Genomic DNA, 23,147 nt, shown 5'->3' on the forward strand with positions numbered 1-23,147 from the left:
CGAAGGGGCCCGCGCGATCACTCGTGCGGGCCCCTTCGCGGCATGCCCCATTGACATGAGCATGGGCCGGTCTTGAGTCTGGCGTCCGAACCTTTCGTGGCAGACGACGCCCAGGGGGGCACATGAGTCACCGCGCGAGAGTCATCCTCGCCGCAAGCGCACTCGTCTTCGCAACCACGCTCGCCGCACTGCCCGCGGCCGCCCAGGCCCGGCCCGGCACCGGCGCCGCCTCCGGCGCCGAGGAGGTACGGGTCTACGACGCCGACATCACCAAGGAACAGGTTCCGCTCGTCCTCGCGGCCGGCCAGGACGCCCACGAGCTCACCGAGCGCGCCCCGGAGACCGGGACCGCCCGGGTCGAGCTCTTCCTCACCGCGGCCCAGGCCGGCGAGCTCGCCGGCCAGGGCGTCCGGCTCGCCGAGCGCAGGATCCCGGCCCAGGGCCTGGCCCGCGCCAAGGCGGCCGGCGACGGAGTGTTCCGCCCGTACAGCGGCAAGGGCGGCCTCCAGGAGGAGATCCTGCGCACGGCCCGGGAACACCCGGAGCTCACCAAGGTCGTCTCCATCGGCAGGACCGTCCAGGGCAAGGACATCCTCGCGCTCAAGGTCAGCAAGAACGCGAAGAAGACCAGGGACGGCGCCAAGCCCTCCGTGCTGTACATGTCCAACCAGCACGCCCGCGAGTGGATCACCCCCGAGATGACCCGGCGGCTGATGCACCACACCCTCGACAACTACGGCAAGGACCAGCGCATCACCGGCCTGGTGGACTCCAGCGAGCTGTGGTTCCTGCTCAGCGCCAACCCCGACGGCTACGACCACACGCACGCCGCCGACAGCCAGCGCCTGTGGCGCAAGAACCTGCGTGACAACAACGGCGACGGGAAGATCACCACCGGCGACGGCGTCGACCTCAACCGCAACTTCGCCTACAAGTGGGGCTACGACAACGAGGGCTCCTCGCCGAACCAGGCCAGCGAGACCTACCGCGGCCCCCAGGCCTCCTCCGAGCCCGAGACCGTCGCCCTCGACGCCTTCGAGAAGCGCATCGGTTTCGAGTACGCCGTCAACTACCACTCCGCCGCCGAGCTGATCCTCTACGGCGTGGGCTGGCAGGTGGCCACCCCCACCCCCGACGACGTGGCCTACAAGGCCCTCGCCGGCACCCCCGAGAACCCGGCCGTGCCCGGCTACTACCCGCAGGTGTCCTCAGAGCTGTACACCACCAACGGCGAGGCCGACGGCCACGGCGCCAACGTCAACGGCATCATGATGTTCACCCCGGAGATGACCACCTGCCAGACCGCCGCGGCGAGCGACCCGGACGACCGGTGGAAGCCCGAGGACTGCGCCTCCGGCTTCAACTTCCCCGACGACGAGAAGCTCATCCAGGCGGAGTTCGCCAAGAACGTCCCCTTCGCCCTCGCGGTCGGCGAGAGCGCCGCCCGCCCGGACCGCCCGGCGTCCCCGGTCGGCCTGACCGCGGCCGACTTCACCCCCGACCCCTTCACCACCTCCTACGCGGCCCGCGGACAGGACCAGGAGGTCGCCGTCACGGCCCGAAAGGCACTGAAGGACAAGGAGCTCAACTACCGCATCAACGGCGGCCGCACGCACGACGAGGACCTCAAGGCCTGGAAGGGCGGCGACGTCTACGGCGGCGAGGACAACAACTGGTTCGACGAGTACCGGGCCGAGATCGAGGGCGCGAAGCCGGGCGACAAGGTCGAGGTCTGGTTCACCGGCCGCGACCGCTCCGGCAAACAGGTCTCCAGCGAGCACTTCACGTACACGGTGGCCGAGCGGCCGCGCGCCGACGTCCTGGTGATCGCCGAGGAGGGGGCCGCCGCCCAGCACGCCCAGACGTACGTCGACGCCCTGCGCGCCAACGGCCGGTCCGCCGCGGTCTGGGACGTAGCCGTCCAGGGCGTCCCGCACCACCTCGGCGTCCTCTCCCACTTCGGCACGGCCGTCCACTACACGGGAGCCAAGTCCCCCGGCGGGGAGACGCAGTTGGCGGTCCGCGACTTCCTGAACGAGGGCGGCAGGCTGATCGAGGCCGGAGAGCTGGCGGGCGGCAACGCCCAGGTCGGCCGCGCCGTGACCAACGACTTCAGCCAGTACTGGCTCGGCGCCTACGGCCGCAGCAGCACCCCCGGCGCCACCGGCTTCGCCGGCACCGGCGCCCTGCAGGGGGCGCAGGGCGCCCTCGCTGACGCCGCGGGCAACCCGCTGAACGCCCCCGGCTCCTACACCGTGACCTCCGAGACCCTGGCACCCGCGCAGTTCCCGCAGTTCAAGAGCGCGCAGGCGGGCCGCTACACCGGTGTCGCGAACCCGTACGCCCCCTACACCGGCACCGGGATGGCCTCGGCCCTCCACGCCGACAGCGACTGGAAGCGGCTCGTCCGCACCATCGACCTCACCGGCGTGACCGCCGCCGACCAGCCGAAGCTGAAGCTCGCCCTCAACTGGAACACCGAAGAGGGCTACGACCACGCCGCGCTGGAGGCCCGCACGGCCGGCGGCGACGACTGGACCATGCTGGCGGAGGCGGGCGGTCTGAGCAGCCAGGCCGTCCCGGAGGAGTGCGCCGCCGGGTTCTTCATCAACGGCCACCCGTTCCTGCGCCGCTACCTCACCCTGGACGCCGGCGGATGCAGCCCGCAGGGCACCAGCGGTCAGTGGAACACCTTCACCGGGTCCTCCGGCGGCTGGAAGCAGGTCTCCTTCGACCTGAGTGCCTACGCGGGCAGGTCCGTCGAGCTCTCGCTCTCCTCCATCACCGACCCCGGATCGGGCGGACGCGGCGTCTTCGCGGACGAGGTGCGCCTGGCGACGGCCGCCGGGGAGCAGGCGGTCGAGGGGTTCGAGACCTCCCTCGGTGCCTGGACCGCCCAGGGCGCACCCGCCGGAAGTCCCGACGTCCCGGGCGACTGGTCCCGGACAGGAGAGCTCTTCCGCTCCTATGCCTCGGTGACCACGCGTGACACCGTACTTCTGGGCTTCGGCCTGGAACACCTGCCCGCGGCGACGGACCGCGCCCTACTCGTCGGTAAGGCGCTCCGCTCGCTCAACCGCTGATCAGCGCCACGCTCGTTGCTCACCCACAGTGACCGGGACCAAGGTCCCCGGGGCCCGCACCGGTGTGTCCGGAGCGGGCCCCGGAGGGGACGGCCCCCGTGAAGTGGGGGGAGTGTCAGGCCTCGACCGATGTCACCCAGAAGCTCACGGAGAGGTAGGGTCGTAAGCGGTCGGGGACATCCCATTTCAGCTCGCCGGCGCTCTCACCGGCGCACCAACGAGGAGATCGGTTCGTGACGATCCGCGTAGGCATCAATGGTTTTGGCCGAATTGGCCGTAACTACTTCCGGGCTCTTCTCGAGCAGGGAGCGGACATCGAGATCGTCGGTGTCAACGACCTGACGGACAACGCCACCCTGGTGCACCTTCTCAAGTACGACACCATTCTGGGCCGCCTCAAGGCCGAGGTGTCCCACACCGACGACACCATCACCGTCGGCGGCAACACCTTCAAGACCTTCGCCGAGCGCGACCCCGCGAACCTCCCCTGGGGCGAACTGGGCGCCGACATCGTCATCGAGTCGACCGGCATCTTCACGAAGAAGGCCGACGCCGCCAAGCACCTCGCGGCCGGCGCGAAGAAGGTCCTCATCTCGGCCCCGGCCAAGGACGAGGACATCACGATCGTGATGGGCGTCAACCAGGACAAGTACGACGCGGCCAGCCACCACGTCATCTCCAACGCGTCCTGCACCACGAACTGCGTGGCGCCGATGGCCAAGGTCCTCGACGAGAACTTCGGCATCGTCAAGGGCATGATGACGACGGTCCACGCGTACACGAACGACCAGCGCATCCTGGACTTCCCGCACTCGGACCTGCGCCGCGCCCGCGCCGCCGCCGAGAACATCATCCCGACCTCCACCGGTGCCGCCAAGGCCACCGCGCTGGTCCTGCCGCAGCTCAAGGGCAAGCTGGACGGCATCGCGATGCGCGTCCCGGTCCCCACCGGCTCGGTGACGGACCTCGTGCTGGAACTCGACCGCGAGGTCACCAAGGACGAGATCAACGCCGCCTTCCAGAAGGCCTCCGAGGGCCAGCTGAAGGGCATCCTCGACTACACCGAGGACGCGATCGTCTCCTCCGACATCGTGAACTGGCCGGCTTCCTGCACCTTCGACTCCTCCCTGACCATGGTCCAGGGCAAGCAGGTCAAGGTCGTCGGCTGGTACGACAACGAGTGGGGCTACTCCAACCGCCTCGTCGACCTCACGGTCTTCGTCGGCGGCCGGCTCTGAAGTTCCAGGGCTGACACCACGATGTGAGGCACAGGGTCCGGGCCACGCGACGATGCGCAGCTCGGACCCTGTAGCTTGCCAGTCGTTCTACGCCCCCGACACGGGCGCCCAAAGGAGTCAGAAACACATGAAGACGATCGACGAACTGCTCGCCGAAGGCGTCAAGGGCAAGCGGGTCTTCGTCCGCGCGGACCTGAACGTTCCGCTCGCCGAGGGCACCATCACCGACGACGGCCGCATCCGCGCCGTCCAGCCCACGATCGAGAAGCTCGCCGAAGCCGGCGCCCGCGTCGTCGTGGCCTCGCACCTCGGCCGCCCCAAGGGCGCCCCGGACCCGGCCTTCTCGCTCGCGCCGGCCGCCGCCCGCCTCGGTGAACTGCTGGGCACGGGCGTCGCGTTCGCCACCGACACCGTCGGTTCCTCCGCCAAGGAGACCGTCGCGGCCCTCACCGACGGCCAGGTCGCCGTGATCGAGAACCTCCGCTTCAACGCCGGCGAGACCTCGAAGGACGACGCCGAGCGCGGTGCCTTCGCGGACCAGCTGGCGGAGCTCGCCGACGTCTACGTCGGCGACGGCTTCGGCGCCGTCCACCGCAAGCACGCCTCGGTCTTCGACCTGCCCGCGCGGCTCCCGCACGCGGTCGGCCAGCTCATCGCCACCGAGGTCGGCGTCCTGAAGAAGCTGACGGACGAGGTCAAGCGCCCCTACGTCGTGGTCCTCGGCGGCGCCAAGGTCTCCGACAAGCTCGCCGTCATCGACGAGCTCCTCGGCAAGGCCGACCGCCTGCTGATCGGCGGCGGCATGGCCTACACCTTCCTCTACGCCAAGGGCTACGAGGTCGGCATCTCCCTGCTCCAGAAGGACCAGGTCGACAAGGTCAAGGAGTACATGCGGCGTGCCGAGGAGACCGGCGTCGAGCTGGTCCTCCCCGTCGACGTCCTGGCCTCGACCGACTTCCCGGACCTGAAGACCAAGGCCCCGGCCGTCTTCGAGACCGTCGACGCGGACAAGATCCCTGCCGACAAGGAGGGTCTGGACATCGGCCCGAAGACCCGCGAGCTGTACGCATCGAAGATCGCCGACGCGGCGACCGTCTTCTGGAACGGTCCCGTGGGCGTCTTCGAGCACCCCGACTACGCCGACGGCACCCGCGCGATCGCGCAGGCCCTCGTCGACTCCAGCGCCTTCACCGTCGTCGGCGGTGGCGACTCGGCCGCCGCCGTGCGCACGCTGGGCTTCGACGAGAACGCTTTCGGCCACATTTCCACCGGTGGTGGCGCCTCCCTCGAGTACCTCGAGGGCAAGACGCTCCCCGGCCTCGCCGCCCTGGAGGGCTGACCCGCATGACCACCCGCACCCCGCTCATGGCGGGCAACTGGAAGATGAACCTCAACCACCTCGAGGCCATCGCCCACGTCCAGAAGCTCGCCTTCGCGCTCGCCGACAAGGACTACGACGCCGTCGAGGTCGCGGTCCTGCCGCCCTTCGTCGACCTGCGCTCCGTCCAGACCCTGGTCGACGGCGACAAGCTGAAGATCAAGTACGGCGCCCAGGACATCTCCGCGCACGACTCCGGCGCCTACACCGGCGAGATCTCCGGCCCGATGCTGTCGAAGCTGAAGTGCACGTACGTGGCCGTCGGCCACAGCGAGCGCCGCCAGTACCACGGCGAGACCGACGAGATCTGCAACGCCAAGGTCAAGGCCGCCTTCAAGCACGGGATCACCCCGATCCTGTGCGTCGGCGAGGGCCTGGACATCCGCAAGGCCGGCCAGCAGGTCCCGTACACGCTCACCCAGCTCGACGGCGGCCTGGCGGACGTCCCGGCCGAGCAGGTCGAGTCCATCGTGATCGCCTACGAGCCCGTCTGGGCCATCGGGACCGGCGAGGTCGCCACCCCCGAGGACGCCCAGGAGGTGTGCGGGGCGATCCGTGCCCGCCTGGCCGAGCTGTACTCGCAGGAGCTGGCCGACAAGGTCCGTATCCAGTACGGCGGCTCCGTGAAGTCCGGGAACATCGCGGCGATCATGGCCCAGCCCGACGTCGACGGCGCCCTGATCGGCGGCGCGGCGCTCGACGCGGACGAGTTCGTCAAGATCGTCCGCTTCCGCGACCAGTGAGTATGCGGTAGGGCCGATCCGTCGTACCCTTGCGGGGGCCAGAGGCTGAACCACCAGCCACTGGCCCCCGTGCACATCCCGCAAGCCGGAAAGCCTGAAAAGCCAGAAAGTAGGAATCAGCCGTGATTATGGGGTTCTCGATCGCCCTGATCGTCTTCAGCGCCCTGCTGATGCTGCTCGTGCTGATGCACAAGGGCAAGGGCGGCGGCCTCTCCGACATGTTCGGCGGCGGTATGCAGTCGTCGGTCGGCGGTTCCTCCGTCGCGGAGCGGAACCTGGACCGCATCACCGTCGTGGTGGGTCTGCTCTGGTTTGCGTGCATCGTCGCGCTCGGCCTGGTGATGAAGTCGGGCAGCTGACCGTTCTCGCCATTCCGGCAGTCCGGTCGGCATCGCCCGGCCTATCATGAGGCTGGCGTTCACGACGTGGAATCAGTAACTCCGCTCACTGGACGTGCGTTGGGCCTTACGTAGACTTGGCGCTCCGCGGCGGAATTTCCACTCACACTCCGCGGCACCTTCACGCAGGGAGTTACGACCGTGGCAAGTGGCAACGCGATCCGTGGTAGCCGGGTCGGAGCGGGGCCGATGGGTGAGGCAGAGCGTGGCGAGTCCGCGCCCCGCCTGCGCATCTCCTTCTGGTGCTCGAACGGGCACGAGACGCAGCCGAGCTTCGCCAGCGACGCGCAGGTGCCGGACACCTGGGACTGCCCGCGCTGCGGGTTCCCGGCCGGCCAGGACCGGGACAACCCGCCCGCCCCGCCGCGCACCGAGCCGTACAAGACGCACCTGGCGTACGTGCGTGAACGGCGCTCGGACGCCGACGGCGAGGCGATCCTCGCCGAGGCGCTCGCCAAGCTCCGGGGCGAGATCTGACCCCGCCCGGTGAATATGACGTGAGGCCCGGCCCCGCAGGAATCTCTCCTGCGGGGCCGGGCCTCTTTGTGTGCGTTGCGCCGCTTGTGATCCCTTAAGTTGGTGAACGGCGGGGCACGACAGGACGGAAGAAACGGGTTGATGTCCGAGATGAACACAGAGAGCAGGGCGAAGCTCAACCGGACGCCGCAGTGGCTGGCACTCGGCAAGCACCGGGAGGAGTTCGGGCACACGCACCTGCGGCAGCTGTTCGAGGAGAACCCCGGCCGCGGCGCCGGCTACACCCTGCAGGTCGGGGACCTGCACATCGACTACTCCAAGCACCTCGTCACCGACGAGACGCTGGAGCTGCTGCGCGAACTGGCGGCGGCGACGGGCGTGGCCGAGCTGCGCGAGGCCATGTTCCGCGGCGAGAAGATCAACACGACCGAGGACCGGGCGGTCCTGCACACCGCGCTGCGGGCACCTGCGGACACCGTCGTCGAGGTGGACGGCGAGGACGTCGTCCCCGGCGTACACGCGGTCCTGGACAAGATGGCCGCCTTCTCCGAGCAGATCCGGTCGGGTAAGTGGACCGGCTTCACCGGCAAGCGCATCAAGAACGTCGTCAACATCGGCATCGGCGGCTCCGACCTTGGTCCCGCGATGGCCTACGAGGCCCTGCGCGCCTTCGCCGACCGCGACCTGACCGTGCGTTTCGTGTCCAACGTCGACGGCGCGGACCTGCACGAGGCCGTGCGCGATCTGGACCCCTCCGAGACGCTGTTCATCATCGCCTCCAAGACCTTCACCACCATCGAGACCATCACCAACGCCACGTCGGCGCGGGGCTGGCTGCTCGCGGGACTGGGCGGCGACCAGGCCGCCGTGGCACGGCACTTCGTCGCGCTGTCGACCAACGCCGAGAAGGTCACCGAGTTCGGCATCGATCCGGCCAACATGTTCGGGTTCTGGGACTGGGTCGGCGGGCGCTACTCCTTCGACTCCGCCATCGGCCTCTCCCTGATGATCGCGATCGGCCCGGCCGCCTTCCGCGACCTGCTGGCCGGCTTCCACCTGATGGACCAGCACTTCCGCACGGCGCCCGCCGAGGAGAACGCCCCGCTCCTGATGGGCCTGTTGGGCATCTGGTACGGCGCCTTCTTCGACGCGCAGTCGCACGCGGTGCTCCCGTACAGCCACTACCTCTCGCGCTTCACCGCGTACCTGCAGCAGCTGGACATGGAGTCCAACGGCAAGTCCGTGGACCGTGACGGCAATCCGGTGGAGTGGCAGACCGGCCCGGTGGTCTGGGGCACGCCCGGCACCAACGGCCAGCACGCCTACTACCAGCTGATCCACCAGGGGACGAAGGTGATCCCCGCGGACTTCATCGGCTTCGCGAACCCGGTGGCCGAGCTGGAAGCGGCCCCGGCCGCCCAGCACGACCTGCTGATGGCCAACTTCTTCGCGCAGACCCAGGCCCTGGCCTTCGGCAAGACGGCCGACGAGGTCCGCGCGGAGGGGGCGCCGGAGTCGCTCGTCCCGCACAAGACCTTCCACGGCAACCACCCGACGACCACCATCCTGGCCACGGAACTCACCCCCGGCGTGCTGGGCCAGCTGATCGCGCTGTACGAGCACAAGGTGTTCGTCCAGGGCGCCGTGTGGAACATCGACTCCTTCGACCAGTGGGGCGTCGAGCTCGGCAAGGTACTCGCCAAGCGCGTCGAGCCCGCACTGACCGAGGGCGCGGACGTGCCCGGACTGGACGCCTCGACGAAGGCCCTGGTCGACACCTACCGCAAGCTGCGCGGCCGCAGCTGACGCACGCGCGAAGGGCCCGCTCTCCCGAGCGGGCCCTTCGTGTCGGCCGGTGTCGGGCGGACCGTCAGGAGGAGACCGGGGGATACATCCCGGACGGCAGCCTGGCCGCCGCCGCGCGGTCCAGCAGCCACAGGGTGCGCGAGCGCCCGTACGCCTCCGCGGCCGGTGCCTGCACCCCGCCGGCTCCGCCGAGGGCGATGGAGACCGCTCCGGCCTTGTCCTCGCCGGCCGCCAGCAGCCAGACCTCGCGGGCCGCCCGGATGGCCGGGAGGGTCAGCGAGATCCGGGTGGGCGGGGGCTTCGGGGCGCCGTGCACGCCGACCACCGTGCGGTCGGTCTCCCGGGCCGCCGGGTGCTCGGGGAAGAGCGAGGCCACGTGCGTGTCCGGGCCGACGCCCAGCATCAGCACGTCGAAGGTGGGCACCGGACCGTGGTCCTCCGGCCCGGCCGCCCGCGCCAGCTCGGCCGCGTAGGCGGCGGCCGCCGCGTCCACGTCCGCGCCGTACGGGCCGTCCGAGGCCGGCATGGCGTGCACGCGGGCGGGGTCGACCGGGACGGAGTCCAGGAGGGCCTCCCGGGCCTGGGTGTGATTGCGCTCGGGGTCGTCGGCGGGCACGTACCGCTCGTCGCCCCACCACAGGTCCAGCCGGTGCCAGTCGATCGCGTCGCGGGCCGGGGCGGTGGCCAGTGCGGCGAGGAGACCGTTGCCGTTGCGTCCGCCCGTGAGGACCACGGACGCGCTGCCGCGGGCCGTCTGGGCGTCCACGATCTTCGTGATGAGCCGGGCCGCGGTGGCCTGGGCCATCAGTTCCTTGTCCCGGTGGACGACGACCTGAGGAGTCGTCATACCCATGTGCTGCCGCCTTCGTGGGTTCTGGGGTGATGTACGGTCGCCGCTGCGCGGAGCCCTTCCCCCACCCCGCCCGTTCCCGAAACCGGGGCTCCGCCCCGGACCCCGGTCCTCAAACGCCGGACGGGCTGGAAGATCCAGCCTCGCCGGCGTTTGAGGCGCGGGGTCTGGGGCGGAGCCCCAGGAAACGGAGAAAGGGCGGGGCGGGGAGCGGCTCCGCGCAGCGGTTCCCGGCTACTTGGCCGTCGCCTTCTTCGCAGGCTTGGCGGCCGGCTTGGCCGCCGGCTTCCCGGCCGGAGCCCCCTCCGCCGGAGCCTCGGCCTCGGGCTTCGGCGAGGGCGCCGCCAGCTGGGACACTCCGTACTTCAGCGAGGCCTCGTACGTGTTGTCCGGGTCCAGCCGGCGCAGCTCCTCCGCCAGGAGCTCGGCCGTGTCGCGGCGCTTGAGCGCCACGTTCCGGTCGGGCTGTCCCGGCATGCACAGCGTGGCCAGTCCGCCGTCCGCCCGGTTCAGGACGATGTCGCCGTCCTTGGTCGCCAGGCGTACGGCCGTCAGGCCCGGCCCCGCCGACAGCGTGCGGCGGACGGGGACCTGGAGCCGGTCCGCCAGCCACATGGCCAGCAGTTCACAGCTCGGGTTGTCGCCCTCGCCCTCCACGGTCGCCGAGACGACCGTCAGGGCCTGCTGGTCCAGTGCCGCGGCCAGCATGGAGCGCCACGGGGTGATCCGGGTCCACGACAGATCCGTGTCCCCGGGCGCGTACGCCCCGGCCCGGGAGCCGAGCGTCCCGACCGGGTCCTCGCAGGAGTACGTGTCCGTGATGCGGCGCTGCCCGAGCGCACCCAGCGGATCGCCCGCCAGGTCCGTGGGAGCACCGTCCGGCCACCAGACGACCACAGGCGCATCCGGAAGGAGCAGCGGGAGAACCACCGACTGGGCGTGGTCGACCAGTTCGCCGTGAAGGCGCAGCACGACCGTCTCGCCGCTGCCCGCGTCCGCCCCGACGCGGACTTCCGCGTCGAGCCGGGCGTCACGGCGGCTGCGGGGCGAGCGGCTGGCCCGCTTGATGACGACGACGATCCGCGAGGGGTGTTCGTGGGACGCGTCGTTCGCCGACTTGAGCGCGTCGTACGCGTTCTCCTCGTCGGTCACGATCACCAGCGTGAGGACCATGCCGACGGCCGGCGTGCCGATGTCCCGGCGTGCCTGCACCATCGCGGCGTTGATCTTGCTGGAGTTGGTCTCCGTGAGGTCGATCTTCATGGCCGGCGCCAGCTCCGTCCGTCTCGTGCGAGCATCTCGTCCGCCTCGACCGGCCCCCAGGTGCCCGCCGGGTACTGCGCGGGCTTGCCGTGCTTGTCCCAGTACTCCTCGATCGGGTCGAGGATGTTCCAGGACAGTTCGACCTCCTGGTGGCGCGGGAAGAGGTTCGCGTCGCCGAGGAGCACGTCGAGGATGAGCCGCTCGTACGCCTCGGGGCTCGACTCAGTGAAGGACTCGCCGTAGGCGAAGTCCATCGTGACGTCCCGGACCTCCATGGAGGTGCCCGGAACCTTGGACCCGAAGCGGACGGTCACGCCCTCGTCCGGCTGGACCCGGATGACCAGGGCGTTCTGCCCGAGCTCCTCGGTCGCGCCCGACTCGAAGGGCAGGTACGGGGCCCGCTTGAAGACCACGGCGATCTCGGTGACCCGGCGGCCCAGGCGCTTGCCCGTCCGCAGGTAGAAGGGGACGCCCGCCCAGCGGCGGTTGTTGATCTCCAGGCGGATGGCCGCGTAGGTGTCGGTCTTCGACTTGGGGTCGATGCCGTCCTCTTCGAGGTACCCGACGACCTTCTCGCCGCCCTGCCACGCCGCCGCGTACTGGCCGCGCACGGTGTGCTTGCCCAGGTCCTCCGGCAGCTGCACCGCCGTCAGCACCTTGAGCTTCTCCGCCACCAGCGCCTTGGGGTGGAAGGAGCCGGGCTCCTCCATCGCGGTCAGCGCGAGCAGCTGGAGCAGGTGGTTCTGGATGACGTCACGGGCCGCGCCGATGCCGTCGTAGTAGCCCGCCCGGCCGCCGATGCCGATGTCCTCGGCCATGGTGATCTGCACGTGGTCGACATAGGACCGGTTCCAGATCGGCTCGAACATCGTGTTGGCGAAGCGGAGCGCCAGGATGTTCTGGACGGTCTCCTTGCCGAGGTAGTGGTCGATCCGGAAGACCTCGTCACGCGGGAAGACCTCGTGGACGACCTTGTTGAGCTCCTCGGCGCTCTTCAGGTCGTGGCCGAAGGGCTTCTCGATGACGGCGCGCCGCCAGGAGCCCTCCTTCTGTGCCAGACCGTGGTCCTTGAGCTGCTGGACCACCTTGGGGAAGAACTTCGGGGGCACGGACAGGTAGAAGGCGAAGTTGCCCCCCGTGCCCTGCGCCTTGTCGAGCTCGTCGATCGTCGCCTTGAGCGTCTCGAAGGCGGCGTCGTCGTCGAAGTCGCCCTGGACGAACCGGCAGCCCTGGACGAGCTGCTGCCAGACCTCCTCACGGAAGGGGGTGCGCGAGTGCTCCTTGACCGCCTCGTACACCTCCTGGGCGAAGTCCTCGTGCTCCCACTCCCGGCGGGCGAAGCCGATGAGGGAGAAGCCCGGCGGCAGCAGGCCGCGGTTGGCCAGGTCGTAGACGGCAGGCATCAGCTTCTTGCGCGACAGGTCACCCGTAACGCCGAAAATGACCAGGCCGGACGGCCCCGCGATGCGCGGGAGCCGCCGGTCCTGTGCGTCACGAAGCGGGTTCGCTCCGTTTACAGACAAGGTGTTCAGGCCTCCGTGGGGGCGAGGCGCTGGAGCTCCGCCTCGGTCGACTTCAGCAGGTCGTTCCAGGACGCCTCGAACTTCTCGACGCCCTCGTCTTCCAGCAGCTGAACGACATCGTCGTACGAGATGCCCAGCTTCGCGACCGCGTCGAGCTCGGCGCGGGCCTGCTCGTAGGTGCCGCGCACGGTGTCACCCGTGATCGAACCGTGGTCCGCGGTGGCCTCCAGGGTGGCCTCCGGCATGGTGTTCACCGTGTTCGGGGCGACCAGGTCGTCCACGTACAGGGTGTCCTTGTACGCCGGGTCCTTGACGCCCGTCGAGGCCCACAGCGCACGCTGCTTGTTGGCTCCGGCGCGCTCCAGGGCGTTCCAGCGGTCCGAGGAGAAGACCTCCTCGTAGGCCTCGTAGGCCAGACGGGCGTTGGCGAGCGCCGCCTTGCCCTTGAGGGCCTTCGCCTCGTCGGTGCCGACGGCGTCCAGGCGCTTGTCGATCTCGCTGTCCACGCGGGACACGAAGAAGGAGGCGACCGAGTGGATCAGGGAGAGGTCCAGGCCGGCGGCCTTGGCCTTCTCCAGACCCGCCAGGTACGCGTCCATGACCTCGCGGTAGCGCTCCAGCGAGAAGATCAGCGTGACGTTGACGCTGATGCCCTTGCCGATGACCTCGGTGATCGCCGGCAGGCCGGCCTTCGTCGCCGGGATCTTGATGAGCGTGTTCGGCCGGTCCACCAGCCAGGCGAGCTGCTTGGCCTCGGCGATCGTCGCCGCGGTCCGGTGGGCCAGACGGGGGTCGACCTCGATGGACACGCGGCCGTCCTGGCCGTCGGTGCGGTCGTAGACCGGGCGCAGGATGTCGGCGGCGTCCCTGACGTCCGCCGTCGTGATCATGCGCAGGGCCTCGTCCACGGTGACCTTGCGGGTCGCGAGGTCGGTGAGCTGCTGCTCGTAGCCCTCGCCGCCGCTGATCGCCTTCTGGAAGATCGCCGGGTTGGTGGTGACACCGACCACGTGCGACTGGTCGATGAGCTCGGCCAGGTTGCCGGACGTGATGCGCTTGCGGGACAGGTCGTCCAGCCAGATCGCCACGCCTTCGTCGGAGAGGCGCTTGAGTGCGTCTGTCATGGGATTTGCATCTCCTACTGGTGTAGTACGGGCGTCAGCGCGCGGCGGCGGCGAGGGAGTCGCGGGCGGCGGCGGCGACGGCCTCCGGCGTGAACCCGAACTCGCGGAACAGCACCTTCGCGTCGGCCGAGGCACCGAAGTGCTCCAGCGACACGATCCGGCCCGCGTCGCCGACGTAGCGGTGCCAGGTCAGGCCGATGCCCGCCTCGACCGCGACCCGGGCCTTGACGGAGGGCGGCAGGACGCTGTCCTTGTACGCCTGGTCCTGCTCCTCGAACCACTCGACGGACGGCATCGAGACCACACGGGTCGGGATGCCGGCGGCCTGCAGCTGCTCGCGGGCCTCGACGGCCACGTGGACCTCGGAACCGGTGCCGATGAGGACGACCTGGGCGTCGCCGCCTTCGGCCTCGAAGCGCACGTAGCCACCCTTGACGGTGTTCTCGTCGGCCTCGTAGGTCGGCACGCCCTGGCGGGTGAGGGCCAGGCCGTGCGGGGTGCCCTTGCCGAACACCTTGGTGTGGCGCTTGAGGATCTCGCGCCAGGCGATCGCGGTCTCGTTCGCGTCGGCCGGACGGACGACGGTCAGGCCCGGGATGGCGCGCAGCGAGGCCAGGTGCTCGACCGGCTGGTGGGTCGGACCGTCCTCGCCCAGGCCGATGGAGTCGTGCGTCCACACGTAGGTCACCGGCAGGTGCATCAGGGCGGACAGGCGCACGGCGTTGCGCATGTAGTCGGAGAACACCAGGAAGGTGCCGCCGTAGATACGGGTGTGGCCGTGCAGCGCGATGCCGTTCATGGCCGCGGCCATGGCGTGCTCGCGGATGCCGAAGTGGATGGTGCGGCCGTACGGGTCGGCCTCCGGCAGCGGGTTGCCCACCGGCAGGAACGAGGAGTCCTTGTCGATGGTGGTGTTGTTGGAGCCGGCCAGGTCGGCCGAGCCGCCCCACAGCTCCGGGATGACCGCGCCGAGCGCCTGCAGGACCTTGCCGGAGGCGGCGCGGGTGGCGACGGCCTTGCCGGCCTCGAAGACGGGGAGCTTGTCCTCCCAGCCGGCGGGCAGCTCGTTCGCGTTGATGCGGTCGAACTCGGCGGCGCGCTCCGGGTTGGCGGTGCGCCAGGCGGAGAAGTCCTTCTCCCAGGCGGCCTTGGCCTCGCGGCCCCGGTCCAGCGCCTTGCGGGTGTGGGCGATGACCTCGTCGGCGACCTCGAAGGTCTGCTCCGGGTCGAAGCCGAGCACGCGCTTGGTGGCCGCGACCTCGTCGTCGCCGAGCGCCGAGCCGTGGGCGGCCTCGGTGTTCTGGGCGTGCGGGGCGGGCCAGGCGATGATCGAGCGGGCCGCGATGAAGGAGGGGCGGTCCGTGACGGCCTTCGCGGCCTGGAGCGCGGCGAACAGCGCCTTCGGGTCGAGGTCGCCGTTCTCCTGCTGCTCGACGCGCTGGACGTGCCAGCCGTACGCCTCGTAGCGCTTCATGGTGTCCTCGGAGACGGCCGTCTCCGTGTCACCCTCGATGGAGATGTGGTTGTCGTCCCACAGCAGGACGAGGTTGCCCAGCTTCTGGTGGCCGGCCAGTGCGGACGCCTCGTGGGAGATGCCCTCCTGGAGACAGCCGTCGCCCGCGACCGCGTAGACCATGTGGTCGAACGGGGAGGTGCCGGGGGCGGCCTGCGGGTCGAAGAGACCGCGCTCGTAGCGGGCGGCCATGGCCATGCCCACCGCGTTGGCGACACCCTGGCCGAGCGGGCCGGTGGTGGTCTCGACGCCGGCCGTGTGGCCGTACTCCGGGTGGCCGGGGGTCTTGGAGCCCCAGGTGCGGAAGGACTTCAGGTCGTCCAGTTCGAGCCCGAACCCGCCCAGGTACAGCTGGGTGTAGAGGGTCAGGGACGAGTGCCCCGCGGAGAGCACGAAACGGTCGCGGCCCACCCACTCGGGGTCCGCCGGGTCGTGCCGCATCACCTTCTGGAAGAGGGTGTACGCGGCGGGGGCGAGGCTCATCGCCGTCCCGGGGTGGCCGTTTCCGACCTTCTGGACCGCGTCAGCGGCCAGGATGCGGGCGGTGTCGACGGCCCGCTGGTCCAGTTCGGTCCACTCGAGCTCTGTGGTGGTCGGCTTGGTGCTCACCGTGGGTCAGGGCTCCTCTCCACATGTTTGTATCCCGGTGACGAACGGTGCACCGGCGGTTCCGAGCCTACCCCCGCAACGGCGTGCAGCTATTCGAGTGCAGGCGGTCCGTCACCGCGCCGCCGGCATGCGTTCACCCGGCCACGGGGACGCGGCGGGTGTCGTCCCCCGTATGTATGCACGGTCCGATCGGCTCAACACGAGGCGACCCCGGCGCGGGGCGACGTCAGCGCAACGTCTACAGTGGCGTGGTACGCGCAAGCCCCAACCCGGCCTCCACACAGTGAACGGCCGGAGTCGGAGCTTGCTGGATTCTCTCTCAGGGGTGTGCGTGACGGCCGTCGAATCCCGTCCAGCGGGGGTGCTCGGGACGAGCCCCGGTCACCGGCCGTTCGGGACCCGCGTCATGGCTTTCGTGGCATTGACCAAGCCGCGGATCATCGAACTTCTGCTGATCACCACAGTGCCGGTGATGTTCCTCGCGGAGCAGGGCGTGCCGTCGCTGTGGCTGGTCCTGGTGACCTGCGTCGGCGGTTATCTGTCCGCGGGCGGCGCCAACGCGCTGAACATGTACATCGACCGCGACATCGACGCGCTGATGGACCGGACCTCCCAGCGCCCGCTGGTGACCGGCATGGTCAGCCCGCGGGAGTGCCTGGTCTTCGGCATCACGCTCGGCGTGGTCTCCACACTGTTCTTCGGCCTGCTCGTCAACTGGCTGTCGGCCGCGCTCTCGCTCGGTGCGCTCCTCTTCTACGTCGTCGTCTACACGATGCTGTTGAAGCGGCGCACGACCCAGAACATCGTCTGGGGCGGCATCGCCGGCTGCCTGCCGGTCCTCATCGGCTGGTCCGCGGTCCGCAACGAGGTCTCCTGGGCCGCCGTCATCCTCTTCCTCGTCATCTTCTTCTGGACGCCGCCGCACTACTGGCCGCTGTCGATGAAGGTGGCCGACGACTACGCGCGCGTCGGTGTGCCGATGCTCCCCGTCGTCGCGGGCAACAAGGTCGTGGCGCGCCAGATCGTCCTCTACAGCTGGGTCATGGTCGGCGTCTCGCTGCTGCTGACCCCGCTGGGGTACACCGGCTGGTTCTACACCTCGGTCGCGCTGCTGGCCGGCGGCTGGTGGCTGTGGGAGGCGCACGCGCTGCACGCGCGGGCCAAGGCGGGTGTGACCGGCGCGAAGCTCAAGGAGATGCGCCTGTTCCACTGGTCGATCACCTATGTGTCGCTGCTGTTCGTGGCGGTGGCCGTGGATCCCTTCCTCCGTTGATTACTCGCCGGTAGCATGGCTTCCATGGGAGACACCGCAGACACCGCGGCCGCCGCAGGCGCCGCGGACAAGAAGCAGGACCGTACGGCCGCGAAGCTGGCCAGGCAGATCGGCGCCTTCGCCAAGCAGCACGGCGGCGCCGAGGGCCAGCTCGCGCACATCGGCCAGGCCGGCACCCGCATCGTGCTCGTGGGCACGGACGGCGGCTGGGGCGACCTGGTGGCCCCGACCTTCGCGGTGGCGCAGCTGGCCGCCGAGAAGGCCGGACTGACCCTCCATGACGAGTTCGACGGGGAGTTCGCCGCGCGTGTGCGGACGGGCCCGTACGAGTGGTCGCGGATGGCCGGCATCCAGCTCGGCGGACCCGGGAACCCGGCGGCCTGACCGCCCCCGGCTCCGTCCGGGGGCCCGGGTGTGCGGTCTCGGTCAACAGCCCGAGCAACACCTCACACCCCGCTCACCCGTTAGGACGTGTGGAAGCGCCTTCCTCACGTCCGCAACGGGATGCCCGGATGATCGAAACGCCGCCCCTGGTGGACCAGTACTGCCACGGAGTCCTCCGTACGGAGCTGGGCCTGGGTACCTTCGAGGCCCAGCTGATCCCTTCGGCCGGGCCGCCCGCCGCGGGCACCACCTTCTTCGACACCCAGACCGGTTTCGCGGTCCGCCGCTGGTGTCCGCCGCTGCTGGGGCTGGAGCCGCACGCGGCCCCCGCCCGCTATCTGGCCCGGCGCCGCGAGCTGGGCCCGGCCGAGACCGCGCGGCTGCTGCTGCGGGGATCCGGGGCCGGTGTCTACCTGGTCGACACCGGCCAGGCCGGGGACCTCACCGGCCCCAAGGAACTGGCCCTCGCCGCCGACGCCGAGGCCTTCGAGACGGTCCGGCTGGAAGCGCTGGCCGTACAGGCCGCCGACACCTCCGGGACCGTGGCCGCCTTCCTCGCCGGCCTCGCCGAGGCCGTCCACCACGCCGCCGCCGGCGCCGCGGCCTTCGCCTGCGCCGCGGCCCCCGACCACGCCGGCGGTCCCGCCCTCGACCCCGGTCCGCCCGGCCCGGGCGAGGTGCGCGGGGCGGCCGGGCGGTGGCTGGCAGGACGGCCGCGCGGCGGACCCGTACGGGATCCCGTGCTCCTGCGGCACCTGCTGTGGAGCGCGGTGCCGTCCGGGCTGCCGCTCCAGCTGCACACGGGTACGGGGGATCCCGCGGCGCTGACCGGGTTCGTACGGGCCACCGCGGGGCTGGGCACACGGCTGGTGCTGCTCGGCGGACATCCGTACCACCGGCACACGGCGCGGCTCGCGGAGGTCTTCCCGCACGTCTACGCCGACGCGGGCGCGGCCCTCGGGCGGACCGGGGCGCGGGCCGCCGCGGTCCTGGCCGAGCTGCTGGAGACCGCGCCGTTCGGGAAGCTGCTGTTCTCCAGCGGGGGCCGGGGGCTGCCCGAACTGCACGCGGTGGGCGCCCTGGTGTTCCGGGAGGCGCTGACCCGGGTGCTGGGCGGCTGGGTCGCCGAGGGGTCCTGGTCGTGGCGGGACGCGGACCGGGTGGCGGCCATGGTCGCGGCGGGCAACGCCCGCCGCCTCTACCGCCTGGACGGACCGTGAGGCCCCGTCCAGGCGGTAGAGCCGGCGGACGGGGCCTCACGGGCCCGGGCGGAGGCGGTCAGACGGAGGAGAGCTGGGCGTCGCCCGGTGCGGCCACCCCGGCCTCGTCGGCCGGCCGCTCGCGCAGGCTCAGCGCGAGGCGGAGCACGGCGATCCACACCAGGCAGGAGCCGAGCATGTGCACGGCGACCAGGACCTCGGGCACATCGGTGAAGTACTGCACGTAGCCGATGCCGCCCTGGGCGAGCAGCACGAGCAGCAGGTCGCGGGCGCGGGCCCGGGTGTCGACCGGGGCGTCGACCACCCGCAGCACCAGCCACATCGCGACGGCCAGCGCGCAGACCACCCAGGCGGCGATGGCGTGCACGTGCGCGGTCGCCTCCCAGTCGAACGGCATTCGCTTGATCTCGCTGCTGTCACCGGCGTGCGGGCCGGACCCGGTGACCACCGTGCCGGCGGCGATCAGGACGAGGGTGGTGGTGATCAGCGCCCACGACAGCTTGCGGACCGGGCCGGGGACGCGCGGGCGCGGGGCGGTGTCGCCCTCGCCGACGCGCTGCCAGGTGACGGTCGTCACGGCGATCAGCGCGGTGGCGAGCAGGAAGTGCCCGGCCACGCTGTACGGGTTCAGGCCCGTCATGACGGTGATGCCGCCGAGCACGGCGTTGCACACCACGAGGGCGAACTGGATCCAGCCGAGCTTCGTCAGCGAGTGGCGCCAGGGCTCGGCCGACCGGGCCGCGACGATCACCCAGCCGACGGCGGCGCTGAGCACGTACGTCAGCATCCGGTTGCCGAACTCGATGGCCCCGTGGATGCCCTGCTCCTGCGTCGCGACCAGGCTGTCGTCGGTGCACTTGGGCCAGGTGTCGCAGCCGAGACCGGATCCGGTCAGCCGCACCGCGCCGCCGGTGACGACGATGGCCACGCTCATGAAGAGCGCGGCGAGCGCGGCCCGCCGGACGATCCGGGGTGACGGAGTCCAGCGGCTGGCGATGTACGCGAGGGGGTTCAACACGCCCCATATCGTAGGCGACCCCTTGTGCAAAGTTTCACGAGGGGGTGGGGGGTGCCGAGTCCGGGCCCACGAGCAGGCGGAACCTGGCCCCGGCGGGATCGCCCTCCTCGTGCCACCAGAGCAGGACGCGCCAGTGCGCGGCGTGGCCCGGGTGGTCCGGTGAGTGCGTGAACCCTTCTATCAATTCGGTTGCCACGTCCTCGGCCGTCCGGTTCCGCACTTCTGTGGCGCTGTGCCACGGATGGGGGAGTGTGTTCCATGATCCGTCGGGGCTCCGGACGTCGAACCGCCACACCGCGAGCCACGGGGTGACCTCCAGCATCGTGCGCACCTGTTCGGCGCCGAGGTGCAGCCGGGCCGCGATCTCGGGCTCCTCCACCGACCGGATACGGGCGGCCACCACGGCCCGGGGCAGCAGCCGTTCGGGCAGCAGCCCCCGCGTGCGCAGCCCCACCAGCTCGTCGAAGGCCAGGTAGCGCAGGCGCAGTTCCAGCTGGCGGCCGATGTGGTCGAGGGCCTCCTCGGCGGCCTCGGCCTCCTCCGCCCCGGGGTCGGCCAGCAGCAGCCGGCGGAAGTCGGCCTCCGCGTCCACGGCCCAGGCCACCGCTTCCTCGGTCAGACCCAGCTCGGCGAGGCGGTCCCCGAGGAACACCTTGGCCTGCGCGAGGCCCCGCCGGTTGACCGGGTCCTGCTGGTCCAGTCCGGCCCACACCTCCACCGCGGTACGGGTCAGATGGCGGGCGCGCTCACCGGCGGCCCGCTCCATGGCGCTGGGGCCCCCGCCGGCGGCGGCCGGGCCCAGCGGGTGCTTCGGCAACCGGTTCGCGTCGCTCAGCGGCCAGGCCAGCCACACCCCGTGGTTGATCAGCCCGCGGGCGTACCAGCGGGCGTACTCCGGGGTGTGCCGGGCCGCGCGTTCGGAGCTGCGCAGGCCCTCCTCGATGGTGGCGAGGGCGCTCGCGCGGTCTCCCGCGGCGAACCGCAGGGCGGCCCGGTCGGCGAGGCGCAGCCCGAGCAGGGCGGTGCACTGGGGGTCGTCCGGGAGGGTGCGCAGGGCGCCGATCAGCTCGTCGAGGAGCCGCTCGCGTTCCGCCGGCGCCGCCTGCGCGGCCCCCGCCCGCACCCGCGCCCACCGGTCGTCCAGCCGAAGAACGGCCTCCCGCTGCACCATGTCCGCCCCCCGGCTTCATGTGTGGAGGCGCCCATCCTCGCGGCTGCGCGGTCGCGAGGGAAAGGGTTTCATTCCCAGCGGAAGAGGCGCGCGGCGGCGCCCAGACCGAGTACGGCCCAGGCCGTGAGCACGGCCACGTCGCCCCACGGCAGCGCCGCTCCGTGCTGGAGCACCTCGCGCAGGCCGTCGGACAGCGCCGAGATCGGCAGCAGCCCCAGGGCGGACTGCACGGCGTCCGGGAACTTCTCCATCGGCACGATCACCCCGCCGCCGACGAGCAGCAGCAGGAACACCAGGTTGGCGGCGGCCAGGGTGGCCTCGGCCCTGAGGGTGCCCGCCATCAGCAGCCCGAGCCCCGAGAAGGCGGCGGTGCCCAGCAGGACCAGCGCGGCGACCGACAGCGGGTTCCCCTGCGGGGACCAGCCCAGGGCGAGCGCGATCACCGTCAGCAGGGCGATCTGCAGCACCTCGGTGACCAGGACCGACAGGGTCTTGGCGGCCATCAGCGCCCAGCGCGGGAGCGGGGAGGCCCCGAGCCGCTTGAGGACCCCGTAGCGGCGGTCGAAGCCGGTGGCGATGGCCTGGCCGGTGAAGGCCGTGGACATCACGGCGAGGGCGAGGATGCCCGGTGCGAGGAAGTCCACCGGCTTCCCGGCGCCGGTGTCGACGATGTCGACGGCGGAGAACAGCACCAGGAGCAGTGCCGGGATGATCACCGTCAGCAGCAGCTGCTCGCCGTTGCGCAGCAGCATCCGGGTCTCCAGCGCCGTCTGCGCGAGGATCATGCGGGACACGGGCGCGGCCCCCGGGCGGGGGGTGAACGTACCGGCGCTCATGCGCGCAGCTCCTTACCGGTCAGTTCGAGGAAGACGTCTTCGAGGGTGTGCCGCTCCACGGTGAGGCTGTCGGGCAGCACGCCGTTCTGTGCGCACCAGGAGGCGACGGTGGCCAGCATCTGCGGGTCGACCTCGCCGGTCACCCGGTAGACGCCCGCGGTGACCTCGGCCGCCTGGGTGCCGTCGGGCAGCGCCTTGAGCAGCGAGGCGAGGTCGAGGGAGGGACGGCCGGTGAAGCGCAGGGTGTTCTCGGCACCGCCGCGGCACAGCTGCTCGGGGCTGCCGTGGGCGATGACCCGGCCCGCGTCCACGATGGCGACCTCGTCGGAGAGCTGCTCGGCCTCGTCCATGTGGTGGGTGGTGAGGACGACGGTGACCCCGTCGGTGCGCAGTTCCCGTACGAGGTCCCAGGTGGCGCGGCGGGCCTGGGGGTCCAGGCCGGCGGTCGGCTCGTCGAGGAAGACCAGCTCGGGGCGGCCCACGACGGCCATGGCCAGGGCGAGGCGCTGCTGCTGGCCGCCGGAGAGCCGGCGGTAGGGGGTGCGGCCGCAGCCGCCGAGTCCGAGACGTTCCACCAGGGTGCCGGGGTCGAGCGGGTCGGCGTACAGCGTGGCCATGTGGCGCAGCATCTCGACGGCGCGGGCGCCGGAGTAGACGCCGCCGGACTGGAGCATCACGCCGATGCGCGGGCGCAGCGCCCCGGCCTGGGCGACCGGGTCGAGGCCGAGGACGCGGACGGTGCCGGCGTCGGGGCGGTGGTAGCCCTCGCAGGTCTCCACCGTGGTCGTCTTGCCCGCGCCGTTGGGACCGAGGACCGCGGTGACGGTGCCCCTGCGGACGGTGAGGTCCAGTCCGTCCACCGCGGTCTTGGTGCCGTACCGCTTCACCAGTCCGCGGATTTCCACGGCGGGGTCGTTGCTCATGGAGGGTGAGTCTACGGAGCCGGAGGGTGGCCCCCGGGCCGAGGGCGGCAGTATGCGAACAGCCGGTAGCGGAAATGACTTTTTTCAGTCCGCCCCCCCGGACGGCCGATCCGGTTTCGGTGATCTTTCGTCGCGCTCGGCGCTCGGGGCGCCCGGAACCGGACCGGGGTGCATGAGTGCTGGTGGGGGGCGTTGTGCCCGGCGGAATTGCGGGTGCGGGGGTGATCGGAATTAACCCTTCCGAATAACTCTCCGTCGATAAATAAGGTAACCCTTAGTGATGGAGGCCACCAGGCGTGGCGTCCGTCACGGCTTGT

General features: G+C 71.0%; 19 protein-coding genes. 10 read left to right on the plus strand and 9 right to left on the minus strand.

The window, feature by feature from the left end:
* Positions 1 to 122 precede the first annotated feature (122 nt).
* The 7 genes from AAT21_RS04805 (at position 123) to pgi (ending at position 9,123) form a co-directional block, all read left to right on the plus strand.
* The gene (locus AAT21_RS04805; protein ID WP_046775376.1) at positions 123 to 3,083 is read left to right on the plus strand and encodes a M14 family metallopeptidase; all 2,961 of its coding nucleotides are present in this window, start codon (positions 123 to 125) and stop codon (positions 3,081 to 3,083) included.
* A 233-nt stretch (positions 3,084 to 3,316) separates the two neighbouring features.
* On the plus strand, positions 3,317 to 4,321 hold the full coding sequence (gap, locus tag AAT21_RS04810) for a type I glyceraldehyde-3-phosphate dehydrogenase (RefSeq protein ID WP_046775377.1): 1,005 nt from the start codon (positions 3,317 to 3,319) through the stop codon (positions 4,319 to 4,321).
* 127 nt (positions 4,322 to 4,448) lie between these two features.
* The gene (locus AAT21_RS04815) at positions 4,449 to 5,660 is read left to right on the plus strand and encodes a phosphoglycerate kinase (protein WP_046775378.1); all 1,212 of its coding nucleotides are present in this window, start codon (positions 4,449 to 4,451) and stop codon (positions 5,658 to 5,660) included.
* 5 nt (positions 5,661 to 5,665) lie between these two features.
* Positions 5,666 to 6,442 carry a triose-phosphate isomerase gene (tpiA, locus tag AAT21_RS04820; protein WP_046775379.1) on the plus strand — a complete coding sequence of 259 codons (777 nt, stop codon included), beginning with the start codon at positions 5,666 to 5,668 and terminating at the stop codon, positions 6,440 to 6,442.
* Positions 6,443 to 6,570: 128 nt separating this feature from the next.
* Positions 6,571 to 6,801 carry a preprotein translocase subunit SecG gene (gene secG / locus AAT21_RS04825; protein WP_030831296.1) on the plus strand — a complete coding sequence of 77 codons (231 nt, stop codon included), beginning with the start codon at positions 6,571 to 6,573 and terminating at the stop codon, positions 6,799 to 6,801.
* Between the two features lie 180 nt (positions 6,802 to 6,981).
* Positions 6,982 to 7,317: an RNA polymerase-binding protein RbpA gene (locus AAT21_RS04830; protein ID WP_010352468.1), complete on the plus strand. Its 336-nt coding sequence runs from the start codon at positions 6,982 to 6,984 to the stop codon at positions 7,315 to 7,317.
* Between the two features lie 150 nt (positions 7,318 to 7,467).
* On the plus strand, positions 7,468 to 9,123 hold the full coding sequence (pgi, locus tag AAT21_RS04835) for a glucose-6-phosphate isomerase (RefSeq protein WP_046775621.1): 1,656 nt from the start codon (positions 7,468 to 7,470) through the stop codon (positions 9,121 to 9,123).
* Between the two features lie 64 nt (positions 9,124 to 9,187).
* Here pgi and pgl read toward each other — a convergent pair whose 3' ends face one another.
* From pgl to tkt, 5 genes are all read right to left on the minus strand, one after another.
* Positions 9,188 to 9,970: a 6-phosphogluconolactonase gene (pgl, locus tag AAT21_RS04840; RefSeq protein ID WP_046775622.1), complete on the minus strand. Its 783-nt coding sequence runs from the start codon at positions 9,968 to 9,970 to the stop codon at positions 9,188 to 9,190.
* Positions 9,971 to 10,207: 237 nt separating this feature from the next.
* Positions 10,208 to 11,236 carry a glucose-6-phosphate dehydrogenase assembly protein OpcA gene (gene opcA, locus AAT21_RS04845; RefSeq protein WP_046775380.1) on the minus strand — a complete coding sequence of 343 codons (1,029 nt, stop codon included), beginning with the start codon at positions 11,234 to 11,236 and terminating at the stop codon, positions 10,208 to 10,210.
* Positions 11,233 to 12,759 carry a glucose-6-phosphate dehydrogenase gene (gene zwf, locus AAT21_RS04850; RefSeq protein ID WP_030766695.1) on the minus strand — a complete coding sequence of 509 codons (1,527 nt, stop codon included), beginning with the start codon at positions 12,757 to 12,759 and terminating at the stop codon, positions 11,233 to 11,235. The genes opcA and zwf overlap by 4 nt, the downstream gene beginning before the upstream one ends.
* A 5-nt stretch (positions 12,760 to 12,764) precedes the next feature.
* On the minus strand, positions 12,765 to 13,883 hold the full coding sequence (tal, locus tag AAT21_RS04855) for a transaldolase (RefSeq protein ID WP_046775381.1): 1,119 nt from the start codon (positions 13,881 to 13,883) through the stop codon (positions 12,765 to 12,767).
* Between the two features lie 34 nt (positions 13,884 to 13,917).
* Complete coding sequence (tkt, locus tag AAT21_RS04860; protein WP_046775382.1) at positions 13,918 to 16,005, minus strand: transketolase; 2,088 nt, start codon at positions 16,003 to 16,005, stop codon at positions 13,918 to 13,920.
* A gap of 325 nt (positions 16,006 to 16,330) precedes the next feature.
* Between tkt and AAT21_RS04865 the strand changes: the two genes are divergently transcribed.
* From AAT21_RS04865 to AAT21_RS04875, 3 genes are all read left to right on the plus strand, one after another.
* Positions 16,331 to 17,278 carry a heme o synthase gene (locus tag AAT21_RS04865; RefSeq protein ID WP_078557166.1) on the plus strand — a complete coding sequence of 316 codons (948 nt, stop codon included), beginning with the start codon at positions 16,331 to 16,333 and terminating at the stop codon, positions 17,276 to 17,278.
* Between the two features lie 24 nt (positions 17,279 to 17,302).
* Positions 17,303 to 17,662 (plus strand): hypothetical protein, encoded by a 360-nt coding sequence (locus AAT21_RS04870; protein ID WP_235438674.1) that lies wholly within the window; start codon positions 17,303 to 17,305, stop codon positions 17,660 to 17,662.
* Between the two features lie 128 nt (positions 17,663 to 17,790).
* Entirely contained in the window at positions 17,791 to 18,882 is a 1,092-nt protein-coding gene (locus AAT21_RS04875) for an amidohydrolase family protein (protein ID WP_046775384.1), read from the plus strand.
* A 58-nt stretch (positions 18,883 to 18,940) separates the two neighbouring features.
* Here AAT21_RS04875 and AAT21_RS04880 read toward each other — a convergent pair whose 3' ends face one another.
* The 4 genes from AAT21_RS04880 to AAT21_RS04895 all read right to left on the minus strand — a co-directional run bounded on the left by AAT21_RS04880 (position 18,941) and on the right by AAT21_RS04895 (position 22,830).
* Positions 18,941 to 19,900 (minus strand): COX15/CtaA family protein, encoded by a 960-nt coding sequence (locus AAT21_RS04880; protein ID WP_412180296.1) that lies wholly within the window; start codon positions 19,898 to 19,900, stop codon positions 18,941 to 18,943.
* A gap of 34 nt (positions 19,901 to 19,934) precedes the next feature.
* On the minus strand, positions 19,935 to 21,071 hold the full coding sequence (locus tag AAT21_RS04885; protein ID WP_052757638.1) for a hypothetical protein: 1,137 nt from the start codon (positions 21,069 to 21,071) through the stop codon (positions 19,935 to 19,937).
* Positions 21,072 to 21,139: 68 nt separating this feature from the next.
* Positions 21,140 to 21,907: an ABC transporter permease gene (locus AAT21_RS04890; RefSeq protein WP_046775385.1), complete on the minus strand. Its 768-nt coding sequence runs from the start codon at positions 21,905 to 21,907 to the stop codon at positions 21,140 to 21,142.
* Positions 21,904 to 22,830 carry an ABC transporter ATP-binding protein gene (locus AAT21_RS04895; protein WP_046775386.1) on the minus strand — a complete coding sequence of 309 codons (927 nt, stop codon included), beginning with the start codon at positions 22,828 to 22,830 and terminating at the stop codon, positions 21,904 to 21,906. Before AAT21_RS04895 ends, AAT21_RS04890 begins: the two co-directional genes overlap by 4 nt.
* Between the last annotated feature and the right edge of the window lie 317 nt (positions 22,831 to 23,147).

The organism is Streptomyces yangpuensis (assembly GCF_001005295.1).
Lineage (GTDB): Bacteria > Actinomycetota > Actinomycetes > Streptomycetales > Streptomycetaceae > Streptomyces > Streptomyces yangpuensis.